This is a genomic window from Flavobacterium sp. ov086 (assembly GCF_900187965.1).
Lineage (GTDB): Bacteria > Bacteroidota > Bacteroidia > Flavobacteriales > Flavobacteriaceae > Flavobacterium.
In genome coordinates, this window is the sequence record NZ_FZNL01000006.1 from 41,204 (window position 1) to 67,486 (window position 26,283).

At 35.9% G+C, this 26,283-nt stretch carries 17 protein-coding genes; 9 read left to right on the forward strand and 8 right to left on the reverse strand.

Features of this window, described 5'->3' with window-relative positions:
- Window positions 1–24 precede the first annotated feature (24 nt).
- Window positions 25–549 carry an RNA polymerase sigma-70 factor gene (locus tag CHB81_RS08735; protein ID WP_089351515.1) on the reverse strand — a complete coding sequence of 175 codons (525 nt, stop codon included), beginning with the start codon at window positions 547–549 and terminating at the stop codon, window positions 25–27.
- 434 nt (window positions 550–983) lie between these two features.
- On the opposite strand from CHB81_RS08735, the gene CHB81_RS08740 reads away from it, so the two are divergent.
- Window positions 984–2,045 (forward strand): phosphatidylinositol-specific phospholipase C1-like protein, encoded by a 1,062-nt coding sequence (locus tag CHB81_RS08740; RefSeq protein WP_089351516.1) that lies wholly within the window; start codon window positions 984–986, stop codon window positions 2,043–2,045.
- A gap of 298 nt (window positions 2,046–2,343) precedes the next feature.
- Here CHB81_RS08740 and CHB81_RS08745 read toward each other — a convergent pair whose 3' ends face one another.
- Window positions 2,344–4,293: a metallophosphoesterase gene (locus CHB81_RS08745; protein WP_089351517.1), complete on the reverse strand. Its 1,950-nt coding sequence runs from the start codon at window positions 4,291–4,293 to the stop codon at window positions 2,344–2,346.
- Between the two features lie 381 nt (window positions 4,294–4,674).
- Here CHB81_RS08745 and CHB81_RS08750 point away from each other — a divergent pair, with 381 nt between their 5' ends.
- The 3 genes from CHB81_RS08750 (at window position 4,675) to CHB81_RS08760 (ending at window position 6,944) form a co-directional block, all read left to right on the forward strand.
- Window positions 4,675–5,049: a YdeI family protein gene (locus tag CHB81_RS08750; protein ID WP_089351518.1), complete on the forward strand. Its 375-nt coding sequence runs from the start codon at window positions 4,675–4,677 to the stop codon at window positions 5,047–5,049.
- A gap of 157 nt (window positions 5,050–5,206) precedes the next feature.
- On the forward strand, window positions 5,207–5,797 hold the full coding sequence (locus CHB81_RS08755) for a Crp/Fnr family transcriptional regulator (RefSeq protein ID WP_089351519.1): 591 nt from the start codon (window positions 5,207–5,209) through the stop codon (window positions 5,795–5,797).
- Between the two features lie 88 nt (window positions 5,798–5,885).
- Entirely contained in the window at window positions 5,886–6,944 is a 1,059-nt protein-coding gene (locus CHB81_RS08760) for an SDR family oxidoreductase (protein WP_089351520.1), read from the forward strand.
- 104 nt (window positions 6,945–7,048) lie between these two features.
- Here the strand turns inward: CHB81_RS08760 and CHB81_RS08765 are convergent, their stop codons facing one another.
- The 5 genes from CHB81_RS08765 to CHB81_RS08785 form a co-directional block, all read right to left on the reverse strand.
- Window positions 7,049–8,683 carry a glycosyl hydrolase family 18 protein gene (locus CHB81_RS08765; RefSeq protein ID WP_089351521.1) on the reverse strand — a complete coding sequence of 545 codons (1,635 nt, stop codon included), beginning with the start codon at window positions 8,681–8,683 and terminating at the stop codon, window positions 7,049–7,051.
- A 144-nt stretch (window positions 8,684–8,827) separates the two neighbouring features.
- Complete coding sequence (locus CHB81_RS08770) at window positions 8,828–11,497, reverse strand: beta-1,3-glucanase family protein (RefSeq protein WP_089351522.1); 2,670 nt, start codon at window positions 11,495–11,497, stop codon at window positions 8,828–8,830.
- 117 nt (window positions 11,498–11,614) lie between these two features.
- On the reverse strand, window positions 11,615–15,580 hold the full coding sequence (locus CHB81_RS08775; protein ID WP_089351523.1) for a family 16 glycosylhydrolase: 3,966 nt from the start codon (window positions 15,578–15,580) through the stop codon (window positions 11,615–11,617).
- Window positions 15,581–16,174: 594 nt separating this feature from the next.
- A complete protein-coding gene (locus tag CHB81_RS08780; RefSeq protein WP_089351524.1) occupies window positions 16,175–19,105 on the reverse strand; it encodes a triple tyrosine motif-containing protein in 2,931 nt (976 codons plus the stop codon).
- 492 nt (window positions 19,106–19,597) lie between these two features.
- Window positions 19,598–20,236: an HAD family phosphatase gene (locus CHB81_RS08785; protein WP_089351525.1), complete on the reverse strand. Its 639-nt coding sequence runs from the start codon at window positions 20,234–20,236 to the stop codon at window positions 19,598–19,600.
- A gap of 239 nt (window positions 20,237–20,475) precedes the next feature.
- Here CHB81_RS08785 and kduI point away from each other — a divergent pair, with 239 nt between their 5' ends.
- From kduI to CHB81_RS08800, 3 genes are read left to right on the forward strand one after another with little or no spacing between them, the layout of a single operon-like run.
- On the forward strand, window positions 20,476–21,315 hold the full coding sequence (gene kduI / locus CHB81_RS08790) for a 5-dehydro-4-deoxy-D-glucuronate isomerase (RefSeq protein WP_089351664.1): 840 nt from the start codon (window positions 20,476–20,478) through the stop codon (window positions 21,313–21,315).
- A gap of 4 nt (window positions 21,316–21,319) precedes the next feature.
- Window positions 21,320–22,111 carry a gluconate 5-dehydrogenase gene (locus CHB81_RS08795; RefSeq protein WP_089351526.1) on the forward strand — a complete coding sequence of 264 codons (792 nt, stop codon included), beginning with the start codon at window positions 21,320–21,322 and terminating at the stop codon, window positions 22,109–22,111.
- A gap of 12 nt (window positions 22,112–22,123) precedes the next feature.
- Complete coding sequence (locus tag CHB81_RS08800; protein ID WP_089351527.1) at window positions 22,124–23,296, forward strand: DUF4861 family protein; 1,173 nt, start codon at window positions 22,124–22,126, stop codon at window positions 23,294–23,296.
- A 163-nt stretch (window positions 23,297–23,459) separates the two neighbouring features.
- Here the strand turns inward: CHB81_RS08800 and CHB81_RS08805 are convergent, their stop codons facing one another.
- Window positions 23,460–24,548, reverse strand: coding sequence for a LacI family DNA-binding transcriptional regulator (locus CHB81_RS08805; protein ID WP_369597375.1), 1,089 nt, complete (start codon window positions 24,546–24,548; stop codon window positions 23,460–23,462).
- Window positions 24,549–24,623: 75 nt separating this feature from the next.
- On the opposite strand from CHB81_RS08805, the gene CHB81_RS08810 reads away from it, so the two are divergent.
- Together CHB81_RS08810 and CHB81_RS08815 are read left to right on the forward strand one after the other, a co-directional pair.
- On the forward strand, window positions 24,624–25,631 hold the full coding sequence (locus tag CHB81_RS08810) for a sugar kinase (protein ID WP_089351529.1): 1,008 nt from the start codon (window positions 24,624–24,626) through the stop codon (window positions 25,629–25,631).
- Window positions 25,632–25,829: 198 nt separating this feature from the next.
- Window positions 25,830–26,279 carry a YhcH/YjgK/YiaL family protein gene (locus tag CHB81_RS08815; RefSeq protein ID WP_089351530.1) on the forward strand — a complete coding sequence of 150 codons (450 nt, stop codon included), beginning with the start codon at window positions 25,830–25,832 and terminating at the stop codon, window positions 26,277–26,279.
- Window positions 26,280–26,283 lie beyond the last annotated feature (4 nt).

The window sequence follows — 26,283 nt, forward strand, 5'->3', positions numbered from 1 at the left end:
TGAAACCATTAACAGAAAGTTATCTTAAAACTTTTGATTCAAAATAATAAATGGAGCAAGCCAGGCAAGGTCTTTTAAGCCTTCGCGTAATTGTTTTAGTGCTGAAGAAATTTGATTTTTAACCGTTTGTTTCGAAATTCCCAATTCATCAGCAATTTGATCAATTGACATATCCTGAAATTTATACATCAACAGAACTTCTTTTCTTTTCTCCGGAAGTTTGTCTAATAAGGAATAAAGTAAATCCATTAATTCAGGATCGATCGTCGCAAAATTATCTATAATGTAATCTTCAAATTGATCTTCGAGAATCGTCTTGTCAAAACGATTATTTTGGTAATGTTTGAAAACCTGATTTTTTACAGCCCGAAACAAATAAGGCTCGATGGCATTTATATTCAAATCATCTTTTCTTTCCCATAAATCGATAAAAACATCCTGAACTATATTCTGTGCCAAGTCTTTATCCTGAGTCATCGTATACGAAAAGGCATTGAGCTTTTTCCAGTATTCAGTATACGTTTTTTCAAAAATTTCAGGGTTTTTCATAACTAATTTGGGGACTATTTGGTGATGTAAAATAATAAAATGTTATACCAAAGTTTTTTGTCTGAACGTTATCTTTAAATTAAGTAATGAATTCATTTGTTTTATTAATACTACTTTTTTCAGGGAGAAATGACAATTGGTTTGCGATTTCTTTTTCTTTAACTAACATAAAAATCAGATTGTGTATTTAATTTAGTGCCTACTAAAATACCGTATAGAGACAGTTAAAAAAGATAACACTAATTGTTACTAATACGTTCGTGAAATTAATTTCACAAACAAGGTTAATGTATTAAAATTTGTGCTCCCGAAGCTTCGGGATCGTGCAATTAGTGTTCAAAACTGATTTAGAATATTTATGTCCACATGTTTACTAAAAAGGTAATTTTCTAATGCTGCGTCCTCAGTATTAATAAAAATTATACCTTTCAATCATGAAACAAATTCTGTTTACACTATTTCTTGCCGGCGCAATCCACAACGGCATACATGCGCAAAACGACAACCTAAAAATCAACCAAATTCAAGTAATTGGCTCGCACAACAGTTACCGTCAGAATATCGAAAAAGATTTATACGATTTCATTCAGGCAAAAGATACTTCGCGTTCCCTAAAAGGGCTTCAATACACGCATATTTCGCTTACAGAACAATTAAATAAAGGTTTGCGAAATCTGGAAATTGATGTTCAGCCCGATTCAAAAGGCGGAAAATTTGCACATCCAAAAGGATTGGATCTTGCAAAATCTGAAGCCGCTTATGATCCAAAAGGAGAGATGAAAAAACCGGGTTTTAAAGTTTTTCATATGATCGATATTGATTTCAGAACTTCTTGTTACACGCTTCAAATTGCGCTTGCTGAATTAAAAAAATGGTCTGATGCAAACCCAAATCACATTCCGGTTTTTATTACGCTGGAACCAAAAGATGATGACAGTTTCTTAGGTACAAAAGCGGAAAAATTTACTCCTGAATTATTTGATGCTTTAGACAAAGAACTTAGAAAAGGCTTAGGAAATAAATTAATTACACCCGATATGGTTCGTGGAAAATACAAAACTCTAGAAGAAGCTGTTTTAAACAACAATTGGCCAACGCTGAAAAAAGCAAAAGGTAAGTTCTTATTTATTCTGGACAATAACGGAGCCAAAAGAGATCTGTATGCGTTGAATCATCCTTCGCTAAAAGGACGTGCCGCTTTCGTTTGCGCAGATCCAGGGAAACCAGAAGCTGCAGCATTATTGATAGGCAATTCTGAAGATCCAAGAATTACAGACTTGGTCAAAAAAGGATATATAATCCGTACCAGAGCCGACTCAGATACTAAAGAAGCCCGCAAAAATGATTATTCACACTTTGAAGCAGCCAAAAAATCAGGCGCACAAATCATCACCACCGATTATTATTTGCCAAGTACTTTCTTCAATTCTCCTTATCAGATAAAATATGATGATGGGACTTATGTGAGAGTGAATCCGGTAAACGGAATGAAGTAAACTTTAGTTTCAGGTTTATTTTGTTTCAAGTTTCAAGTTATTGAAATGAGATTTAACCGCAAAGGGTGCAAAGCTTTTTGTTTTAGATTGCGCTTAATAAACGCAAAGTTCGCAAAGCTGGTTTTGTTTAATCTCGCAAAGACGCGAAGTCGCAAAGCTAATTGACTAAGCTTTGCGAACTTTGCGTTTTATTTAAAGCCTTACATACAAAAAAACTTTGCGCCCTTTGCGGTTAAAAAAACGTTCCAATTTTCACACACAGTAAAACTTGAAACCTGAAACAAATTAAAACTTGAAACTATTTTTTCAAACTCTTAAGTTCCCCCGTTTTCAAATCAACACTAAAATGATCTGCCGGAACTTCGTGCATGAATTTATTGAAGATGATCAAAAACAATCGCATTTGGTTTTGCAAAGGCTTTTCTTTAGAAGAATCATCTTTATGGTTTTCAAAAAACATTTGAGACAATACTTTATATAGTTTCGCTCTTTCAGTTCCAACATCGGCTAAAGCCAATTCATCGGCGCTTCTAAAGCGGTAGAAATCAACCAATAAATCATAACCAGTCCAATTTAAATCTTCTTTTTTGAGATTATTATCAGATAACATTTTAGCCGATTTAGTTTCAGCTTCTTTCCATTCTTTCTGGAATTTTTCTTTATTTTTCAGAATTACATCAAAATCCTTATCGGATTGAATATTGGCTAACATCAACAAATCTTCTCCCGAAACATTCAAAATAAAATTCTTAAATCCTGCCGGCCAATCATCTTTAAGGAAACGCAAACGAACCAATTCTTTCAAATGAAAATCGGTGAAATCATGATAGTTTTTAGTTTTTAAAATATCAATGTTCCAGATGTCTTTTGTGTTTTGACTTTCCAGAAATTTATATTCCATTTTATACAAATCAAAAAGTTCATTATATCTCGGAACTTCATCGATTGTTATCGTTTGAATGTCTACAAGATTATCTTTTTGAATCGTCAATAGTTTATATGCCGGAATATAAGCAGCCAATGAAGGTGTCTGAACATTTACTAAAGTATTTCCTTTTGCCGTCGTAAGGATTCCGGTATCGTTAATATGCATATGTCCGCCAAAATGAATCTTCAATCCTGCATCGGCAAAAACCTGCGCCACTTCTTCAACCGGAACTCGGTTTAATTGCCATTTATTAGGACCAAGCAATTCTTTTATTTCCGCGGAAGCGTCATCATTAAAATCAATCATCGGAAAATGACTGAAAGCGATTAATGTTTTGCCTTGTTGTTTGGCTTGCGCCGAAATTTCTTCGACCCATTTTATAAGGTGTTTTTTATTCGAAAGTACATTGTTATATCCTGTACTTGCCTCCGAATAATTTTTAGAATCTTTAGGATCTGCCGTAGCATCTTTCTTCGGAATATAAACATTACCATCTATCGCCATTAACCAAAGTCCATCAACAGGTTCTACGACATAACTCACATCCGGAACTTCATATCCCGGTGCCACATTATACACTCGGTTTGATAGTAAAGCAGCTTCAGTTGCTTTCTTAAAACTATAATTCTGAGAAGTATAAGTCGAAAAAGGCGTTGCCCAAAATTTGTATTTTTTATTCGGATAAAAACCAAAATCCTTTAGATTGTCAGTGATTCCCAGATAACCCATTTTGGCAATATCAGCAGTGACAACTACAGGTTCTTCAATAGTTAAATTTGGTTTATACAAACCTTCTTTGCTATAAATAGGCTGGCTTTTTCCGTCTTTCCCCAGAAAATCTTCTTTGCCCGAATCTTGCGCAAAAGGCCCAACGGGATCGTGATTTCCAGTTGTGATAAAAAATTCGATATTGTACTTTTTTCGGTATTCGTCTAAGATTTTCTCCAGTCCTTTTACATGTATCGGCTGACCATCGTCTGTGTAATCTCCCGGAAGTACGACGTATTTTATTTTTCGCTTTGCGATATCTTCTAAAGCAGCAATAAAAGCAAAATAGTTTTCATTGAAGATTCGGGTCGAATGCAACTGAGAAGCCATTGTTCGCATCAAAACATATTTTCCATTATTTGGATTCTGAATACCTTTATAATCATTATCAGAAAATGTTCCGAATAAATCCTGCAAATGAACATCGGATAAAAAGGCAATCTGAGTTCCATTAAGATTCGTCGATTTTTGTGCCGAAATAGTAGAATGGAAACATAGAAAAAACAGAAATATGAAATAGGCTTTATGAGTGAATATAATTTTTAAATTCATTTAGGTTAAAATTTTAAAGGGATTTATGAAGTGGCGCAATCATAAAGAGTATTTGCAATTTTAGGAATTAAATATGGAAAGACCTTTACCCTATTGTTATCGAAAGATAAATATTTATTGTAATTTAAAATTTTACCGCAAAGTTCGCTAAGTTTTTTTTTAAGATGACGCGTGTATTATGCGCGCAAAGTCGCAGAGTCGCAAAGAAAATAAAAACTTTGCAACTCTGCGGCTTTGCGAGATTAATTAGAAAAGCTTTGCGAACTTTGTGTTTACTAACCGCAATCTAAAACAAAAAAACTTTGCGCACTTTGCGGTAAAATCACCCCAGCTTTCCAACAAAATTTCATTAAATTTATATCAATTTTCAATTCGAAACTTATGGAAACAAAAGATGGAAAAATAGCCGTTTATGCTCAAACCAGAAGTGAATGGCGCAATTGGCTACAGGAAAACAGTCAGATTGAGAAATCGGTTTGGTTAATTTTATACCATAAAAAAAGTAAAGTCGAAAGCGTTAACCTCATCGATGCCACCGAAGAAGCTTTATGTTTTGGATGGATTGATAGTTTATGCAAAAAACGGGATGGAGAAAGTTATTATCTGACTTTCACACCCAGAAATCCAAAGAAAAGTAAATGGAGCCAACCTAACAGAGATCGCGCCGAAAGAATGATTGAACAAGGTTTAATGACGGAACACGGTCAGCTTTTGATTGATATCGCGAAGCAAAACGGAAAATGGGAATCGGTGTAAAAACACAATTCTATACGCATTCAAACCCGACAGTCCCGAAGCCTCGGGATTAAAAACCTGTCGGGTTTACAAAAATACGCATACCAATTTTGACAAAATCTAAAATCTAAAATCAAAAGTCTAAAATCTAAAATCAATATAATCAAACTCAAACCTAATGGAAGAATACCAGTCTTTGATACATCACATACAAAATCGAATACAACTTTCTGAAGAAGAACTGGATCAGTTTGTTTCTGAGTTTAAAATTACAAAAATCAAAAAAAGACAATTTATCATCCAGCCTGATTTTGTCGCTAAGTATAGAAATTATGTTGTAAAAGGTGCTTTAAGAGCTTACGTTGTAAGCGGTCAAGGACAAGAACACACCATTTCGTTTGCGATCGAGGACTGGTGGATTTCGGATTATAATAGTTATATTTATCAACAACCGGCAACTATGTTTGTTATGGCATTGGAAGATACCGTTCTCTTGCAATTAGATTTTGAAGCCGAGACAAAACTAAAAAATACCAATCCAAAATTCGAAACTTTCTTTCGTATTACTGCTGAACGAACTGCTGCATTTTTCCAACGCAGAATTATTTTGAATCTTACTTCTACAGCAGAAGAACGCTACGAGAGTTTTATAGAAAAATATCCTTCAATTGTGCAGCGGGTACCTCAATATGCGCTGGCGTCATATTTAGGAATGACTACCGAATTTCTTTCGAAAATACGGAACAAGAAATTGAAAAAGAAAAGTTGAACTACTTCAACCTTTTTTCCTAATCTACTTCATTTTTAATGGCTAAAAACTGTCCCAACTTTGTATTGTAATTTTAAATACAAAGAATATGGCAACGAATAAAAATACTGCACTTGTAGTTGGTGCAAATGGAGTGATCGGAACAAATCTTATCGATCATCTTTTATCTTTAGGAAACTGGAATGTTATTGGTTTATCAAGAAAAGGCGGCGATAATGCACCTAATCTTCAATATATTTCTGTCGACTTATTGAATGCTGAAGATTCTCAAAAACAATTATCACATCTGGATAACATTACTCATATTTTTTATGCTGCTTTTCAGGATCGTCCTTCCTGGGCTGAACTTGTAGAACCCAACCTGACTATGCTTCAAAATGTAGTTAATACAATTGAACCGTTATCTAAGAATCTACAACATATTAGTTTAATGCAGGGATATAAAGTTTATGGAGCGCATCTTGGCCCATTTAAAACTCCTGCGAAAGAAAGTGATGCCGGTCACATGCCTCCGGAATTTAATATTGACCAACAAGAATTTTTAGAGAAAAAACAGCAAGGAAAAAACTGGAATTGGACAGCCATTCGTCCGTCAGTTGTTGGTGGAACGGCGGTAGGAAACCCAATGAATTTAGCCCTTGTTATTGCGGTTTATGCTTCAATTTCGAAAGAATTAAATCTTCCGCTTCGTTTTCCCGGAAAGCCTGGTGCCTACGACAAAATTATGGAAATGACTGATGCCGGATTATTAGCCAAAGCGACTGTTTGGGCTGCGACAAACATACAATGTGCCAATCAGGCTTTTAATATTTCAAACGGAGATTTGTTCAGATGGAATGAATTATGGCCAAAAATTGCCGCTTATTTTAATATTCCTGTTGCGCCACCGCTTCAAATGCAGTTGCAAACGATTATGGCTGATAAAAAGGTTTTATGGGAAAATATTCAGGAGAAATACCATTTAGAGAAACACAGTTATGAAAAATTATCCAGCTGGGGATTTGGTGATTTTGTTTTTTCATGGGATTACGATTTTTTTGCTGACGGAAGTAAAGCCAGACGTTTTGGTTTCCATGAATTTATAGATACCGAAGAAATGTTCTATAAACTATTTGATCAATTGCGTGAGGAAAAAATTATACCCTAATCAAAAAGGCTGTCATTTCTGACAGCCTTAAACTAACAAACGATTCTGGGTGTAAACCTTTGTCAAAGTTTAAAACTTCGACAAAGGTTTATCTTTAAAGTTCATTATTTCTTTATAAAACGTCTAACGGTTTGTGTACCATCTTTTTCAAAAACAGCCAGATAAACCCCTTTTTCTAAATGCGAAACGTCTATAGAATTAGAATTAATCTTTTGTTTTGAAACTACGGCTCCTGTTTGAGAATTTACAATACTTGCATTTGCTCCACTTACATCTGAAGTGATAAAAAGCGTACTGTCAACAGAAGTTGGATAAATACTTAAAGCTACAAAATCTTCAGTAACAACTTCTGGCGAAGCAGTTTTTGCCGCTAAAGCAGTTCCGGATTTTGTAATCTTAAACCAGTTTATATTCACTCCCGAAGCTTGAATAAAGATTCCGAAGTTATACGTTCCGGCAGTTACATTTACCGTTTGTAAAACTGTTTGCCAGTTTTGCCATCCTCCCGTATTCGGAATATTAACAGCTCCTAACTGAATACTTCCTGCATTCAAATCAGATGATATTCTTGCTCCGTTTACGGCACTTGCCACTCTATATTCTATTACATACGATCCTGAGGTTGGAAAATTGATGTTGTAATACGCCATCCAATCGTTTGCATCTGCGTAACCTACATTTAATCCTCCGCCAGTATCTGTAGTCGCTTCAGTTTGAACGCCACTCATAGTTGAGTAGTTTTCTGCTTGTATTAAAGTACCTGTTCCTGGAGGGTTACTACCTGTAATAACTTGGTTTACGGCAGTTAATAATGATTTTGCTCCTGTTGCATCCTGTGACAATTCCCAAATCATAACTCCGCCTGCATTTTGAATTGCAAAAGTTGTTTTTGCTTTGATAGTTGGAATTCCGTTATAATAAATGGTGTTTCCAACTTGGTCTAAATTTTCAGCTCCCGGATATTGCGCTACGATATTAGCATACGAAATTCCCTGATTTGCCGAAGCTCCAAAACCATATCCGTAAAACGGAAGACCAATAATGGCTTTACTTGCAGGCAATCCTCTTCCTGTCCAGTAATTAAACTGATTTACAGCCATACTATACGGAGAATGTTGTCCCGGACTTCCCGGAGCCCAAGGTCCTGTCGCGTCATATGCCATGATATTAATCCAGTCATAAGCAGCAAAAGTAGATGCCGGTACATTTGCTCCGCCATATCCTTCTGAAAGGGCTGCTGAAATCAATTTGCCATTCGCATGCAATTTCGCTGCAAGAGCAATTACAAATCCTCCGTAATCGCCATTAATCGCAGGACCTTCAAGATCTACGTCGACACCATCAAAGTTGTGCGCAACGACATAATCGTATATCTTTTGGATAAAAGCCGTTCTGTTGCCACTCGTAATAAGATTGAAATAATTATCACGAATAGCGCCTCCTTCAGAAACTGCGCCTCCACCAAGTGAAACAAATACTTTTACGTTTTGCGCATGCGCCGCGTTAATAATGGTAGTACTTCCTGAATTCCAGGAAAGATATCCGTTTGCATCGGGATTTTCGAAAGCAATATTAATATGGGTTAATTTACTGTACTGAACGCTGCTCGAAAACGAATTCAGATCGACCCAATTGGGAATGTACGCTATTACTTTCTTCTGGGCCATTGACAAATTGAACACTCCCAAAACTAAAATGATCATCCATTTTAGTGGCATTTTTTTGTAATTGTTTCTCATGGTAATTGTTTAATAGATTAATAAAAATTTGTAAATAATGGGGTGAAGATTTTTGACTAAATTCAAGATGCAAGAGACAAGATTTTATACTGATTCACAAAATCTTGACTCTTAAATCTTGACTCTTAAATTTATAGTCTTTACTTATTTTTTTATAAAACGCTTAATCGTTTTTGTACCGTCTTTTTCAAAAACCACCAAATAAACGCCTCTTTTTAAATGCGAAACATCTATACTGTTGTTGTTTACTTTTTGTGCCGAAACTATATTTCCGGTTTGAGAATCTACAATACTTACATTTCCACCGCTTACATCTGTAGTGATGAAAAGTGTATTTTCGACAGGACTTGGATATATGTTTAAAGCACCTGAAACTGATTCTTCTTCAGCTATTGGCGAAGCAGTTTTTGCAGCTAAACCAGCACCAACTTTTGTAATTTTAATCCAATTGATGTTCATTCCCGTGTTCTGAATGAAGATTCCAAAATTGTACGTTCCCGCATTCACATTTACCGTTTGAGATACCGTTTGCCAGTTTTGCCAACCTCCCGTATTCGGAATATCAACATTTCCTAAAACAATAGTCCCGCCGTTTAAATCTGATGATAACTTGCCTCCACTTACAGCGCTTGCAACTCTGTATTCGATTAAATAAGAACCTGTAATTGGAAAATTAATGCTGTTGTATGCCAACCAATCTCCAGTTTCGGTATAACCAACATTCGAACCTCCGCCAGTATCTGTTGTTGCTTCAACCTGAATTCCGCTCATTGCTGAGTAATCTTCTGCCTGAATTAAAACGGATGTTTGAGAACTTGTTGCCGGAACTAATTTCCATTGTCCGCAAGTTTGATTGTTGTTGTCCCATTGTTCTACAACAGCGCCAGAAGCTGTGCTTGCCCCAGCCACTTCAACAATTCTACCGCTATGTCTGGCTACAATTTTATAAAATCCGTCTCCTGTAGAAACCAATACAAATTGCTGATTTGTAGTTGCATTGTATGGATATTGCTCTACATGTGCGCCGTTGGCTTTATTGAAATTATTTACATCTAAAGACTGTCCGCTATGATTGGCAATAATTTTATACAATCCGTCAGCAATATGTGTAAACGTAAATTTCTGATTGTTGCCAGAATTCAATGCACCTTGATTAATCGCGGCTCCATTTGACAAACTTGCACCCCAGACATCCATGTATAAATTGCTGTTTCTGTTTTGCAAATAGAAAGTTTGGTTTCCTAAAGTTGTAGTTCCGTTTGCAAGAATTCTAACCGACGTAACTTTATCATTCCAAGTTGTATTTAAACAAGCATTATCAGAATTGATTACCGTTGAAGCTCCGGTAAAATTATCATCCTGATACAAAATCGCCTGAAATCCCTGTGTAATTTTAAGTGACGAAATATCATCGTTTAAGACTCCTAAAGTATTCAAACGTGCCAAATTATAATCTCCAATTGTTAATCCGCCTGAGAATCCGGTGTAGTTACAGTCTTTATAAACCGTAATCACATCTGTTGTCGCAGGTACGGAAGGTACTGTTCCTGCATATCCGCCAAAAGTCGCAATTACTTTTGTAGGCTGCGGAGTATGAAGCGATGGCGACTGATCAGCCACATCATCATACGCAAATCCGTAGGCCAGATTATCAACACTTATTCCTGGCAAATGCCAAAATTTAGAATAATGATTGGTTGGATTTACCTGATAAAATTTCGATGCATCGTACCAATTTTGCTGCCCCGGATTTGGCGTTGTAGTATTCACAACGTGTCTGTTTATCGCCGCCGTTAATTGCGCCTGAATCACAAGATCCAAATCTCCGTCGACCAATCTTCTGTCCAGAACACCTTTACCTTCAAGCGCTTCCTGAGTCGATGGCCTGTTTTGAACTCGTCCTGTACGACCAACAAAACCTCCTGATTGTCCAACCATTTCCAGTTGTTCGCCATTAACTCTTCCTTTGAAAACTCCGGCATCTCCGGCATAAAATATTAAATCTTCGTTTTTGTATTTATTCCAAATGGCGTCGATATATGATTTCAAATAATTGGCTTGAGCTCCAACGCTTGTGCCTCCCGTTCCATCGGCGAAAGCCGGCGTTTTAGAAGGTGCCGTAATTTCACCCGTTGCATCATTTACACAACCTTGAAATTCAGTTGGAACATTGGCTTTGAAAGCTGCAACAATATCAGCGTGTTTCTTTAATTCACCCACACGTTTCTGATATCCGTTGGCACCAAATAATTCCAATCCCATTGGATATTTATACGAATCCACTCTCGAAGGATTTCCAAAAAAACCATATTGATTATTCGTCAACTCAATGATTTCATACAAAATTCCCTGATTCGGGTCAGTTGTATTCAACGGATTTGGTGACGTATATCCTGAAGGAGCGCCGCTTGCACCAAAAAAGTAGAAATACAATTGCTGCCCTTTGGCTATAAAAACCCTGCATCCTGCAATTTGCGGCAATGTAAAAGTCTTATTCGGAATTTCACTTAATTTGGTAAAACATGCTGCGTATTTTGAGTTTTGTCCCGGTCCGGTATTTCCCCCAATTGTAGGTCCCGTAACCGTATTATAAGACGAACTCATTGGTAAAACCTGACTCGTTTTGGCATTTACCCAAACGTGATTTCCGGTATTATAATCAATCCCAACGATGGCAACATACAAGTCGCTGTCGTTAAATGTTGAAGCATTACTAATCGTAAACGGTATTGGACCCTGGCCATAACTAAAGTTAAATAGCAATGCCAACAGCAATGCTGCAAAAAGTTTTTTTTGTAATTTAAAATTTCTCATTGTTTAATTGTTTTGGTTAATAAACTCGTTTTTAATTAATTAGCAAGAATGAGAAAATAAAATCTATAAAAAGTTGGGTGTAACTATTAAGGATCATTACACCCAACTGTATTTTGGTTATTGCTTAATCAATTTTTTAGTCCAGCTTTTCTGGTCAGATTTAAAGTTCAGAATATAAATTCCTCTTCTAAGTCTGCTGATATCAATTAGACCTTCAGTAGCATTTGCATCAAATTTGCCCTCTGCAACCAATGTTCCTGCATCGTCATAAATTGTTACGACTTTGTTGTCTAATTTTGCAGGCAATGAAACCTGAACATAAGTACTTGCCGGATTTGGATAAATGGCAAAAGTTGTCGCTTCTGCTTCGGTTTCTTCAATTATTGCTGAAGCTTTTTTGGCTGTCGATGCAGATCCGTAAGCTTCAATTTCGTATAATGAATATCCGTATGGAGCCAAAGCTTTCGCATTACATAAAACTCGAATGTATCTTCCTGTTCCGCTTATTGTTAAATCATCAGTTCCGCCATCGCTGGCTGTTTGCGTATTTACAGTTTCATTTTCGGTGAAAACATTATCAGTAGAAATCTGTATTTTGTATTGCGTTGCAAAAGCTGCTTCCCATTTCAAAACCACACGATTAATGTTGTAATTACTTCCTAAATCTACATAAATCCATTCTGTTGCATTCACGAAAGAACTTGCCCATCTTGTTCCTGTGCCGTCTCCGTCAGTTGCTTTACTAGCTGATAATGTTGCATTTTCTTCTGTAGAAGCTGTAGCAGTTTTGGCTAAAGCCAAATTGACATTGTTAGTTGGAGGCGTAATATTTCGAACAATAACATCGCTGAAAACTCCAGTTGCCAAAGTTCCATTTGCATGAGAAGTTACCGCCATTCCCACATAAACCGTACTTGCCATTGCAATTGTTTTTGGCGCACCAAGTTGTATCCAGGCTGATCCGTTATCCGAAGTATAAGAGGTAAATACATTTCCGGCTCTTGTAACACGAATCCATTTTGGAGCCGTTCCTGCAGCAACCATAGCCGTGGTGATTCCTGAAACAGCTTCTCTTGTTAAAAATTCTACTCCCGCAGCTGCACTTACGTCAGTCATTGCATGTTTAGAAGTTGGCGTAAGCGTCTCACGGAACATTACTCCCGCTTTCGCATACGTATTAGTATTTGTTAACGAATTTACTTTGGCAATAATTTCAGCATCACCTGTAATTGGTTGATTTACATATTGAAATTGATCACCTGTATCCCAAATATCATTTCCTGATCCTTTTATAGTGAAAATTCCGCTTGCGTGAGTTGCTTCACCAACCGGAGTTACAGCACCTAAATCTGTGCTTACCCACGGCGCAGGCAAAGTTGCAGGAGGATTTTCTGTAGAAACTAAATTTACAGCTCTGATATTATCAAAATAATAGGTGTTTCCTGAACTCGTTCCTGGTTCTAACAAGAAAACAAAACGGTTTACTTCGCTATTTAATGTTGAAGCATCTGGCGAACTTGCATAAGTAAATACAAGTGTGTGCCAAGTATTGGTTTGTTTTACAACGGCTTGATAAATACTATGTCTTCCTGTTGGATAATTGGACGGAATTGAAGCGCTGCTTTCTGCCTGCCATGAAATTACAGATCCAACCGGAGCCGAAGTGTAAACATCCATAGCAAACTTTTTAGTTCCGGATTTGAAATCTCCAATATTGGTTAAAGTCGTGTTGAACGAAAAGTTATCGTATAATTCAGTCGATTTTCTAACATATTTTCCAACATTCGTAGACGTGTTGATTCCGCTTGCATTAGGATTTGGCGTGTTTGCCGTATAAGTTCCAATCGCGTCTCTAAACGTAATATTATGTACCGTTTGATAATCTTCGTACACAACTCCCGGCGTAAAAGTATCCGGCAATTTGGTAGAACCAATTCTGATATTATCAAAATAATAGGTGTCGTTTGTATAAGACCCTGAGTTTGCCAAAATAACCATTTGGTTTACCGCCAAGTTCGAAGTTCCTTCGTCAGGACTTGAATTATAGTAGAAAGTCAAGGTTTCCCATTGATTCTGTTTTGTCGTGATCGCTACATAATTACTGTTTCTTCCTGTTGGAAAATTAGCAGGAAGCGATGTTGCGCTATTCTCTAAATTCAGACTCACAACCGTACCAATTGGTGCAGAAGTATAAACATCAATCATGATTTTATTCGTCTGATTTTTTAGTAAACCTGCGTCTTCAATAGTACCTTGTGTATTAAAGAAAAGTACATCATATTGCTCGGTTACATTTCGAACATATTTTGCCACATTTGCAGATGAGTTTACTGAATTTGAACCCGGATTTGCCACAACAGAATACGTTCCGGTTGTTGTTCCTTTGATGATTTTATTGATTCCGTCATAGTTTTGTAAAACATCCGTGGCAATAATTGGTTTTTCTGGTGCTGCTTTTGTCAACAGATTATCAAAATAATACGTCGCTCCGGAATTCGAATTAGATTCAAAAAGCAATACTACATTATTGATGGTCAGGGCACTTGTATTTGGATCAATTACTTTTTCGAATTCAAATTCTATAGTTTCCCATTTGTTCTGAACCGTTGTCGTGGCTTTGTAACCGCTATGTCTTCCTGACGGAAAATTTGTAGCCGTTGTTACCAGACTATTCTCTAATTGCATCGAGATTTTAGTTCCAACAGGTGCCGAAGTATAGATATCAAAAGACAATTTCTTTCTTCCGTAAACATAATCATTAGCATTGCTGATCACTACATTTTTGATATTCATAACATCATACAATTCAGAAGCATTACGAACATATTTCCCAACCGAAGCCGAAGTATTGATTCCCGTAGCCGACGGATTTGCAACAGCTTCTGTCAAAACTCCTGTTTTAAGTCCGTAAACTATATTTCGATTCGTTTGAAAATCTTCATAAATTCTTTCCACCGGTAACGGAACTTCTGTAGTTACAGCCAATTTATACGTACTGGCAGCACATCCTGAAACCGTAGTCGCTACAGCAACATCTCCCCCAGATGTTCCCCAGTTTACAGTAATCGTGTTTGTACCTTGTCCTGACGTAATTGTCGCTCCCGCAGGAACTGTCCAGTTGTAAGTTGCACCTGCAATCGCGTTTAACGAATATGCTTTACTCGTTTCGTTTTGATACACTTTTGCATCTCCAACTACTCCGTAATTAAAACTTCCGGTATAAACACGCACATAATCTACCTGCAGTTTTGCCGGAAAATCAGCCGGAATTGGTTCAACACCAACCCCGTTTACGCTTGTATAAGGTGTTCCAGCACTACCAACAGCCAGATTTAAAATAATGTAAAACTGTTGATCATTAAAAGGCCATCCGCCATTTACAGTCGTATTTGGCGTAGCAGTATGAAATAAATTGCCATCAATAAACCATTTAATGATATTTGGCCCCCATTCTACCGCATAAACGTGAAATTCTGTAGACAAATCTGTTGGAGAACTGTAACTTCTACCTGTATAATGGTATCCGCCGCCATCATAATGAATCGTTCCATCTATCGATTTTGGATTTCTGTGTTTGGCTTCCATGATATCAATTTCACCTGTAAAAGGCCAATTTGAAGTCCCCGCCGGTAACATCCAGAATGCAGGCCAGGCGCCCATTCCCGAAGATAATTTCATACGGGCTTCGACTCTTCCGTACTTAATAGAATATTTTCCTTCGGTAGTTAATTTTGCCGAAGAATACGGTTGCGCCGGAAATTGAGCATTTGGCTCGTATTTCGCCTGAATATTCAAATAACTATCCGTTCCTTCCTTGACAATTGTTGCCTGATTAGGATCGTAACGTTGTGCTTCGCCGTTTCCGAAGCCACAAAGCGATGGACAACCGTTTCCGGTAATACTTTGCCATTTGCTTGCATCTACTGTTGTGCCATTAAATTCATCTGACCAAACAAGAGTGTTGCATTGTGCCTGAAGTTTTAGAAAAGGACACAATAATAAAATTGCCAGTACGAGGCACCTTTTCAATAAATAGTAATTGCTTTTCGGTGGTCGGCCGAAAAATGAGTCATTTTGTTTCATTTTTTTGGTTTTTTGTTAGTAAAGTTCCATTAATACAACAAATCTTAATTTCCCTAAAGAAATACACATTATTGTATTAATAAGATGACAATATTAACAAATAAACCACCTAAAAGGTCAATTTATAGATACGGTTTGACTACGGTGTTTGTAAAAAAATGTAATAAATAGCCCGCAAATACCGTAAAACCACTTCGGATTTTACTTAATAATAAAAAACTCAATTTGTGTAGTAATTTTAGAGATATAAATTTTTGTTTCACGCAGATTTAAAAAGATTTAGGCAAATGTACGCAGATCAATATCTAAATTTAAATCTGCTCAATCTGCCAAATCTGCGTGAAAAATATACGCTCAAAGCAAATTTACGTATTTTGTCATTCCGAGGGACGAGGAATCCCCACAAGTAGCTAGACAAAGATTGGGGATTTTGATTGTGGAGTTTCTTGCGAGGATTTCTCCTCTGTCGAAATGACAAGATTGCGGCTATTGATTGCGAAAAATGTATTAATTTAGAATTAATTCATTCCAAAACAAAACCAAAACATCTGCACAAATCAGCCTAAATCTTTTAAAATCTGCGTGAAACAACTTTTAAAAATTTAAAATGAACTCCGTAATATTCGCATCAGAAGCAAGCTGTAGTTTTTTCCGAATACGATATCTGGTATCTTCAACACCACGAACAGAAATTCCTAAAAGCGGCGCAATTTCTTTAGTATTGAAATTCATTCGCAAATAAGCACACAAACGCATATCACGCGGAGTCAGTTCCGGAAAACTCGTTTTTAAACGTTGCATAAAATTATCATGAAGCTGATTGAAAATCTCTTCAAACTCGTTCCAATGCTGATCACCTTTTAATTCGTGATCAATTATTCGGTTGATTTTGGTCAGTAAACTGAAGTTAACATTTGGATCATTCTTCTTATCAATTTGCCCGATAAGTTCTTTTATCGAAAGTAAAATTTCATTCAAATGGATAAGATTCACTGTACTTGAAGCTACTTTAGCATTTTTGAGATTAATCGTTGTTTCAAGATTTTCTCTCATAATCGTCATGTTTTCTTGTTCCAATGCCAGTTTTTGCTCGTTTAATTCGGCACGATTTCGCAACAATTCTTTTTCCTGATTCAGAATCAATTGTTCACGATCACGTTCTGCAAGATTTTTTTGATACTTGATAATGGCATAAATCAAAACTCCAAAAAGGATTAAATACAAAATATAAGCCCAACTTGTGCGGTACCACGGCGGCGAAATCTCAAATCTAAAAACGGCTTCTTCACTTACCACATCATAAATATTTTTTGCCCTTACGTGAAAGATATATTCATTCTCGGACAAATTCGTGTATTCTTTCTCCGTTTGTAGCGTCCAATCTGACCATTTTGGTTCAAAACCTTCCAACCAATATTCATATTTAGTAGCGTCGGCTTCATCATAACAAAGTGAAGCAAACGAAAAATGAAGCGCATTATTCGAATACGATAAAACCGGTGAAAGTGTATCATTTGAAGCTTCTGTATTGGTAGGAAGTACATCATATCGACTCGAAAATAACAAACTATCCTTCGGGAAAATACATTTAACCTCAGATATAATTGCTTTATATTTTGATTGATACTTTTTGTTTTTAATCGAATTATAATGAATCAAACCTTCTTGTGTACCAAAAAATACATCGCCACTTCTAGTAGTCTGAATATTCTCAAAACCGGGAACATACAAATATCTGAGTTTTCTAAAAGGAAGTTCTTCAACATCAAATTTACCTCCAGCTTTTTGGCTCATTTTTCCCGTATTCTCTCCGGAAATGTACCAGAAATTATTTTGATTATCCGCTTTAAGCAAACGAATATGGCTTTTCAATCCGAGGTATTTCTCGAAAAGAGCGTCGGGAATCATTTTCTTAGAATGAGAATCTTGTTTGTAAACGCCTTTTGTGGTTCCAAACAAAATCTGATCGTTTATATTGAAAGTATTCAAAAACAAACTCGACGGAAAACCGGCTTCCTGATTGTAAAACTCCACATTTGAAACAGCATCGAATGTTGCATTAAATTTGATTTTATAGATTCCTTTATAACCGTGAGCGATCCAGATATTTCCGTTTTTCTCCGTTACAATTATTCGGCTGCTTTCTTCAAAACCTTTTATTTTATGCTGAAAAACCCAGGAATTATTTATATTCTTCAGTAAATACAAACCGTTATAACCACCAACAAGCAATAAATCAGGATGATTCGGAATTATAACGCCTTGCCATGCTCCATCAGTTTTTGCCAGTAATTGAGCTGAATTTCCTTTTATTTCGAAAATTCCGTTTTTTTCAAAAGCCAAAAGTGAATTTCCAAAAACGCCTACATTCCATACATTTTCAGACATTCCCGAAATATGCTGAAAATGTACATTTGTATTTTTACTACTTTTATACGCTTCCCAATCCAACCAAAATACACCATTGTCTGTGGTGATATAAAGTTTGTTTTGATAAATCTGACTGCAATATATTTTGGTTTCGGCATTAGAAGTATCTAGTATTCTCGACAATGGCGAAGAAATCTGAATCAACGAAATCCCTTCTTTTAAAGTTGCCCATAAATTACCTTCTGAATCTGTTTTTAGATTGGTTACATAATCATCCTGCAAACCCATTTGTTTATCAATATGCTGAATCAAATGTCCTGCACGATCAATGACTATCAATCCGGTTTGGCGCGTTCCAATTCCAAAATATCCATCAGAAAGCTGAATTCCTGCAGAAATCTGATATTGTTTGAATAAATCATCTGCTTCAGTTACAAACGGTTTTAACTGATTCTTTTTATAAAGAAAAAGTCCTTTTTTTTGTGTTAGAAATAGTAAACCTTCTTTAGTTTCAAAAATCTTCCTGATCTTCATTCCTATAAACTGAGCGCTATTTGGAATTTCAACCAAAACATCATCTTTTAGTTTTAACAATCCTTTTACATCATCTGAAACATAGATTTCTTTATTGACTTCAAAAAACTCGTCGTATTTCGCTTTTGGCGTTATTACCTTGATTTTATTGTTCTTATAAATAAATATTCTCTCGTTGGAGAAAAAAACAACTTCATTATTTCGGATTACCGTATGCAAAACATCCCCGAAATTCTTAACCGAATCCGGAACCAATTTTACTAAAGAAGTATATTTATACTGCCCATTTGATAACTGAACCGTGTAACCAAAATCACCTTGTGCTCCAACATACATTTTGTCGTTTTTATCAATGGCAAGAGAGCGAACCATACTACGATTCTCGGGTTGCGTAACAATACTCCAACGAACGCCATCAAATTGCATGATTCCAAAATGATTGGCAAAAAATAGCATTCCTCTAGAATCTTGCAAAAGATCCCAATTTTCAGAAGCCGCTTTATAAGTTTTTGGATTGTAATTGGTAATAAAAGGAACTCCAATTTTTTTAATTTGAGCGTTTCCAATTATGGGTATAAAAGATAAGTATAGAATTAAAATTCTAATTATAAATTTCGTCATTTTGCTGCGGTGTGTAGGTTATTTTGTGGTCTTTGAGTGCCACAATCTTAAAAACAACTACTTGGGGAGAGATCGGTTTTAAGGCAAAATAAAGTCGGTTTCAGAGCTTTTAGAATCCTAATTTGACAAACTAAACCCCTAAAAAAAACGAATCTTTATATCCAAATATATAAAAATATATTTTAATGCAACAAATTACATTAATTATTACGAATGTAGAAATGGAGAGAAATTAGAAAATGTGGGAATTAGAAAATTAGATAATTCTCTTTGATTGTGGAGATGTCGGGAATGTGAAATGTGAAGCTTTGTCAAAGTTTTTCAACTTTGACAAAGCTGTTGTAGAACTTAAACTTCTGCATAATTTAAACCCGACAGGTTTTTAAAACCAGTCGGGTTTAGCGCGAAAATCGTCAATCTTTGTCAAGTTCCGAATGCGATTCTTCGTTCCTCAGAATGACAAATCAATAGTAACCAGAAACTTGAAACTTTTTAAACCTGAAACAAAAAATTTAACTCCTCATAGTTACTAAAAAGCTCAGCTCCTTCTTTTTCTAAGTCTTCGTTGTTATAACCGTTTGCGAAACCGTAAACTTTAAATCCGCCACTAATTCCTGCCATTACTCCGGCTTTGCTGTCTTCTATTACGATGCAATCTTTTACGGCAAAATCCATTTCTTTTGCGGCGTGCAGAAAAATTCCCGGATCCGGTTTCCAACTGTTTATTTCGTAAGAACTAAAGATTTTATTTTCGAATCTATCGAGTAAACCCGCTACTTCAAGATTCAGTCTGATTTTATCAACGGGACCGCTTGAAGCCACACAATATGGAATTTTTAATTTATTTAGGAATTCAACGATACCTTCCATCGGTTTTACCTGAGTTTTGAATGCTTCAAAGCTTCTTTCGCGATATTCACTTTCAAAATTATCGGGAAGTTTTTTGGCAATCGCATTTTCGATATGTATAAAACATTCTTTCAGATTACGTCCGTTAAAATCGCGATAGGCGTCTTCTAATTTCATTTCAAAACCATGCTCAGCGGCCATAGAAAGTAATACTCCATTACCAATTTTTTCAGTATCAACAAGAACTCCATCACAATCAAAAATAATACACTTAACTTCCATACTCTTTATTTACATTAAAAAAACTGATATTTTTAATCAGATAACCGGAATGTAAATTACAAAAAATATAGTATTCAATATCTGTCTTTTAAAAGTTAGAATCTTTATATTTCACTCACAATAAACAACTAATAATCAAACCACTGTACGTTTTTACTCCAATAATGTATTTTTATTAAGCAATTGATTTGTATTTTTATAGGGTTATAAAATTCCTATTGAACTCAAAAAAACATCAAATGTCAACATCCTACGAATCCAGATATGCATCAAGTCCGCAAGCCGTAAAACAATACGATACTACGCAATTAAGAGCCGAATTCTTAATTGATAATCTAATGAAAAAGGGAGAAATCGCTCTTACCTATTCGCATTACGATCGTTATATTACAGGTTCTGCTGTTCCGGTTTCTCCTTTGAAACTGGAAACTATTGATCCATTAAAAGCACAGTATTTTCTCGAAAGAAGAGAATTAGGCATTATTAATGTTGGCGCGAAAGGTTCTGTTGAAATTGACGGAACTTCGTATGAATTGGATTATAAAGACGCTTTATACGTTGGAAGCGGCAATAAAGAAGTAATCTTCAAAAGTGACGATCCAGAAAATCCTGCCTTGTTTTATTTGAACTCTGCTCCCGCACATACGCAACATCCGATCAAAAAAGTAAGTTTGGCTGAAGCCAATAAATTACAACTGGGAACCATGGAAACGGCAAATCACAGAACCGTTAACCAAATGATTATTGGCGGAATCGTAACGACGTGCCAATTGCAAATGGGAATGACGGAACTAAAACCCGGAAGCGTTTGGAATACAATGCCGGCACATGTTCACGATCGTCGTATGGAAGTATATTTTTATTTGGATATTCCAGAAAATCAAGCCGTTTGTCATTTTATGGGAGAACCTCAGGAAACACGCCACATCTGGATGAATAACCATCAGGCAGTAATTTCTCCGCCTTGGTCTATTCACTCGGGTTCCGGAACTTCAAATTATACTTTTATTTGGGGAATGGCGGGAGAAAATTTGGATTACGGAGATATGGATGTTTGTAAAATCACAGATTTAAGATAAAAACATGATAGATTTATTTGATATAAAAGGAAAAATTGCCCTTATCACAGGAAGTACACACGGACTGGGAATGGCAATGGCAAAAGGTTTAGGCGAAGCTGGAGCGACAATTATCGTAAACGGAAATTCTTCTCAGCAAAAAATTGACGATGCTGTAAAAGAACTTCAAAACGAAGGAATAAATGCAGTTGGTTATAAATTTAATGTAACCGATGAAAAAGAAGTTATAGAAGCTGTAAAGAAAATTGAAAGTGAAGTTGGACCAATTGCTATCTTGATTAACAACGCAGGAATTATCAAAAGAATTCCATTAATCGAAATGGAAGTTGCCGATTTTAAAGAAGTAATTGATATTGATTTGGTTTCTCCGTTTATCGTTTCAAAACACGTTGCCAAAGGAATGATCGAAAGACGACAAGGGAAAATCATCAACATTTGCTCGATGATGAGTGAGTTAGGCCGCAATACCGTTGGTGCTTATGCTGCAGCAAAAGGAGGTTTGAAAATGCTGACCAAAAACATGGCAACGGAATGGGCAAAATACAACGTACAAATCAACGGAATTGGTCCCGGTTATTTTGCTACCGAACAAACAAAACCGATAAGAGTTGACGGACATCCGTTTAACGATTTTATTATCAGTAGAACTCCCGCTGCAAAATGGGGTGATCCTGGTGATTTGGCCGGAGCAGCAATATTTTTATCTTCAAAAGCAAGTGACTTTGTAAACGGCCATATTTTGTATGTCGATGGCGGAATTCTGGCAACAATTGGTAAACCATCAAACGAAAACTAAAACCCTGAAATTTTGAAAAAACATCTTTTACTAACTGCAATTCTTGCAAGTTGTTTTGCTGTTCATTCGCAAAATAAAATGATAACCGTAACTAATTCTCTCACAGTTGACAGGGAATTTGAAACGATCGAATTAACTAAAAAATCTCTTGGATTACCTTCTTCTGCAAAATTGGAGAATTATGTGATAAAAGAATCCGGTTCAAGCAATTTTTTAGATAGTCAAGTCGTAGATACTAACGGAGACGGTACTTTTGATGTATTACTATTTCAGCCAAAAATTGCCGCTTCGTCGCAAAAAGATTTTCAGGTTTTGGTTGCTACAAATCCAGAGGCAACAAAAACGGTCAGCTGTTATTCGAGATTTGTTCCTGAAAGAATAGACGATTATGCTTGGGAAAACAATAAAGTTGCTTTTAGAACCTATGGTCCTACTGCTCAAAAAATGGTCGAAGATCATGTTGAAGGCGGAACTTTAACCAGCGGAATTGATGCCTGGCTAAAAAGAGTCGATTATCCAATTATCAGTAAATGGTACGAAATGGCAACTTTAAACACTGGAAGTTACCATAAAGATAATGGCGAAGGTTTGGACAATTTTCATGTTGGCGACAGTCGTGGCGTGGGCGGAATTGCCGTAAAAGTAGATAACAAATACTATTTTTCGAAGAATTTCACCACTTGGAAAACCATCACAACAGGTCCTATCCGAACCAGTTTTATCCTCACTTATGCTTCCTGGGATGCAAAAGGCAATAAAATAACCGAATCTAAACTCATTAGTCTCGATTACGGAAGTTATCTTTCTCGTTTTGAAATAAGCATTAAAGGCACTAAAGAAATCGCTGCAGGATTAACGCTTCATGACAAAAAAGGAACTATTGGAACCAATATCAAAGAAGGTTGGTTAAGTCATTGGGAATCTCTTGACGACTCAGAATTGGGAACTGGTTTGGTAGCTCCAAAAGGTACTCTAACAGGCTTTGATAACTATATCACAACCGATAAAGACTTAAGTAATTTATACGGAAACTTAACTGTAAAAAGCAATAAAGTAATTTATTACGTTGGTTTTGGATGGAAAAAAGGAAGTCCGTTTCAAACCAAACAAGAATGGGAAGCTTATTTGAGTTCTTTTGCTTCTAAGATAAATAATCCGCTTGTGGTTAAGGTGAAGAAGATGTAAAATGTTTTTTGCCCGCAGGTTTGGCGGATTAAACGGGTTTTCGCGGGTTTTTCTTTAACGCAACCTTTGTCTAAGTTTTAAACTTTGACAAACGTTCAACGATTTCAAGAAAAAAGATCAGTAAAAACCCGTTCAATCCGCCAAACCCGTGGGCAATCTCTCTCTAAACCGTTTTCTCAGCAGGAAAATAATTCTCTTTTAAAATAATTTCCAGTGGAATATAATGCGTGTCTTCAACAGGTTCCTGAAGCACTAATTTCTTGTATAAATGGTTTATTCCCATATAACCCTGCTCTTCGGGCCTTTGATTGATTAAGAAATCAATTACGCCTTTATTGAGGTATTCGATGTTGTCTTTTAGTAAATCATAACCAATAATTCGGACACCTTTGATATTGTTTTGTTCTAAAAATCTCGCAACGATATAGGCTCTGGAATTGGGTACAAAAACACTGTTTATACCTGCAAACATCTCCAAATTCAATTGATCGATTCCGGAATCTTTGATCGTAACTTCTGAAAATCTGAAATTTTGAAGTTCGTTATGATCTTTAAAAAAGGAGTAAAAACCATCAATACGCTGCAGGTAAACCGATGTGCTTTCTATTTCTCTTGTAATCTTAAAAATCAAAACTTGCCTTTCGTTTTTTACGGCGAAACTAATTAATCTTCCAGCCAAATATCCGCTCTGAAAAGCATCTTGTCCTACATAAGCATGATTCTCATTGGTTTTAATATTCGAATCGATCATTACAACCGGAATATTTTTCTTTTCGTATTCATTCAAAAAACGAACTGATTCTTCATAAAAAATAGGAGCAAATAACAATCCGTCGCAATCAAATTCCAGTACTTTTTTAACCGATTCCTTAAACGAAGAAACAGTAAAATCATAAAAGAAATAATCCAAAACAATTCCGAATTTACTGAATTCCACTGCCGCTTTTTCTATTCCGGAAATCTGACTTTTCCAATATTCCAAATCTTCGTATTTAGGCAGAAAAACAGCAAAATGAAACTTCTTATTCAGTGCCAGATTACTCGCCAGAATATTTCGCTTATAACCATATTGCTCGATTATAGCATTTACTTTATCGACATTTTCCTGAGTCACCTGCCCACGATTATGGATAATTCTGTCAACGGTTCCCGGCGAAACATTGGCTAGTTCCGCAATTTTTTTAATCGTTATGATATTGATTGTTTTTAAGTTAAAAAGATTCTGTAAGAGTGTAAAATTAATTTTTTTTATTAAAGATAAGTTGTTTTAGTTAACTTTTTATATACATTTGCAACAACCCGTGTGCGTACACGTAAAATTACACCTATGTCAAAAACAATCATAACTTTTGGTGAAATCCTCCTAAGACTTTCACCTCCTAACCATTCAAAACTCTATAAATCAAGAACGTTTGAAGCACATTATGGCGGTGCTGAAGCAAATGTTGGCGCATCATTGGCCTTATTTGGATATGATGTAAAATTTGTAACCTCAGTTCCTGATAATGAATTAGGAGATTCTGCTTTAAGCGAAATGCGTTCATATGGCGTAGAACCAATTGCGGTAAAACAAGGAAAACGTTTGGGAGTTTATTATTTTGAACAAGGTGCATCTGAAAGACCGGGGAAAGTTTTATACGACAGAGACGCTTCTTCATTTGCAAATCTTAAAAAAGGAATGATCGATTGGGAAGCTATTTTCAAAGATGCTAATTGGTTTCACTGGTCTGGCATAACAGCATCATTAACTGAAGATCTGGCTATATTATCTAAAGAAGCACTCGAAGCTGCTTCAAAACTGGGATTAACCATTTCAGCCGACTTGAACTATCGTCCTACCCTATGGAATTATGGCAAAAAGGCTTCTGAAATTATGCCGGATTTGGTTCAGTATTGTGATATTTTATTGGGTGGTACAGATGACTCTGAAACATGCCTGAATATAAAAATTGAAGAGTCAGAAAGTATTGATTCCGTTTTTAGTAAATGGAAAAAACAATTTCCAAAACTTAAGACAATTGTATCTACAATGCGTTATGATGCCAATGCTTCATCAAACACAATTGGAGCGGTTTTATGGAACGACGGAAAGTTGCTGAAATCTAAAGAATATAAGATCTCACATATTATTGACAGAATTGGTGCAGGAGATGCATTTATGGCCGGATTAATTTATGGACTAGTGACTTGGCCACAATCATATCAAGAAACACTTGAATATGCTGTTGCAGCTTCCTGCCTAAAACATTCAATACCGGGAGATATTAATTTATCGAGCGTAAATGATGTTACAGCGCTTATGAATGGTGCAAATGGCGGAAGAGTTATTCGATAATTTATTTGCCCACCGATTAAACGGATTTCACTGATTATTTTAATACAATAGGAACCTGCTTTTTTTTTCTAAAAGATGATACAAAATGCAACACTAATTTTTAACATTCGACTACAATATTTTAGAAAAAATGAAACACTTATTTAAGTTTAAACTTCTACCTTTCTGTGTATTAACTTAAAGTATAAAAACAAAAAAATGATAGTAGATTCATTACACAACGCAAAAAAATATTATGATTTACACCCCAATTTTCGAAAGGCATTTGAATATGTCCAACAGAATGATATTTCGGCTCTTGAAGAAGGCACTTTTGAAATTGCAGAAGGTTTAAAAGTAATTGTAATTGTTGGTGAAGGAACAACCCGGGATGAAAGTATCAAAGGTTTTGAATGTCATGATCAGAATATTGACATTCAGATTTCGATAAAAGGACCGGAAACTTTTGCCTGGAAACCAAGAGAAAAATGTATTAGCCCAAACGGGGATTATAGTAACGAAAGAGACGTTCGGTTTTTTCATGATAAACCGGATATGTTTTTTCAATTACAAGGAGAGCAATTTGCAATATTATTTCCCGAAGATGTTCACGCAGCCATGATTGGCGAAGGATTACTGAAAAAAATAGTGATTAAAGTTAAAATATAAAGTC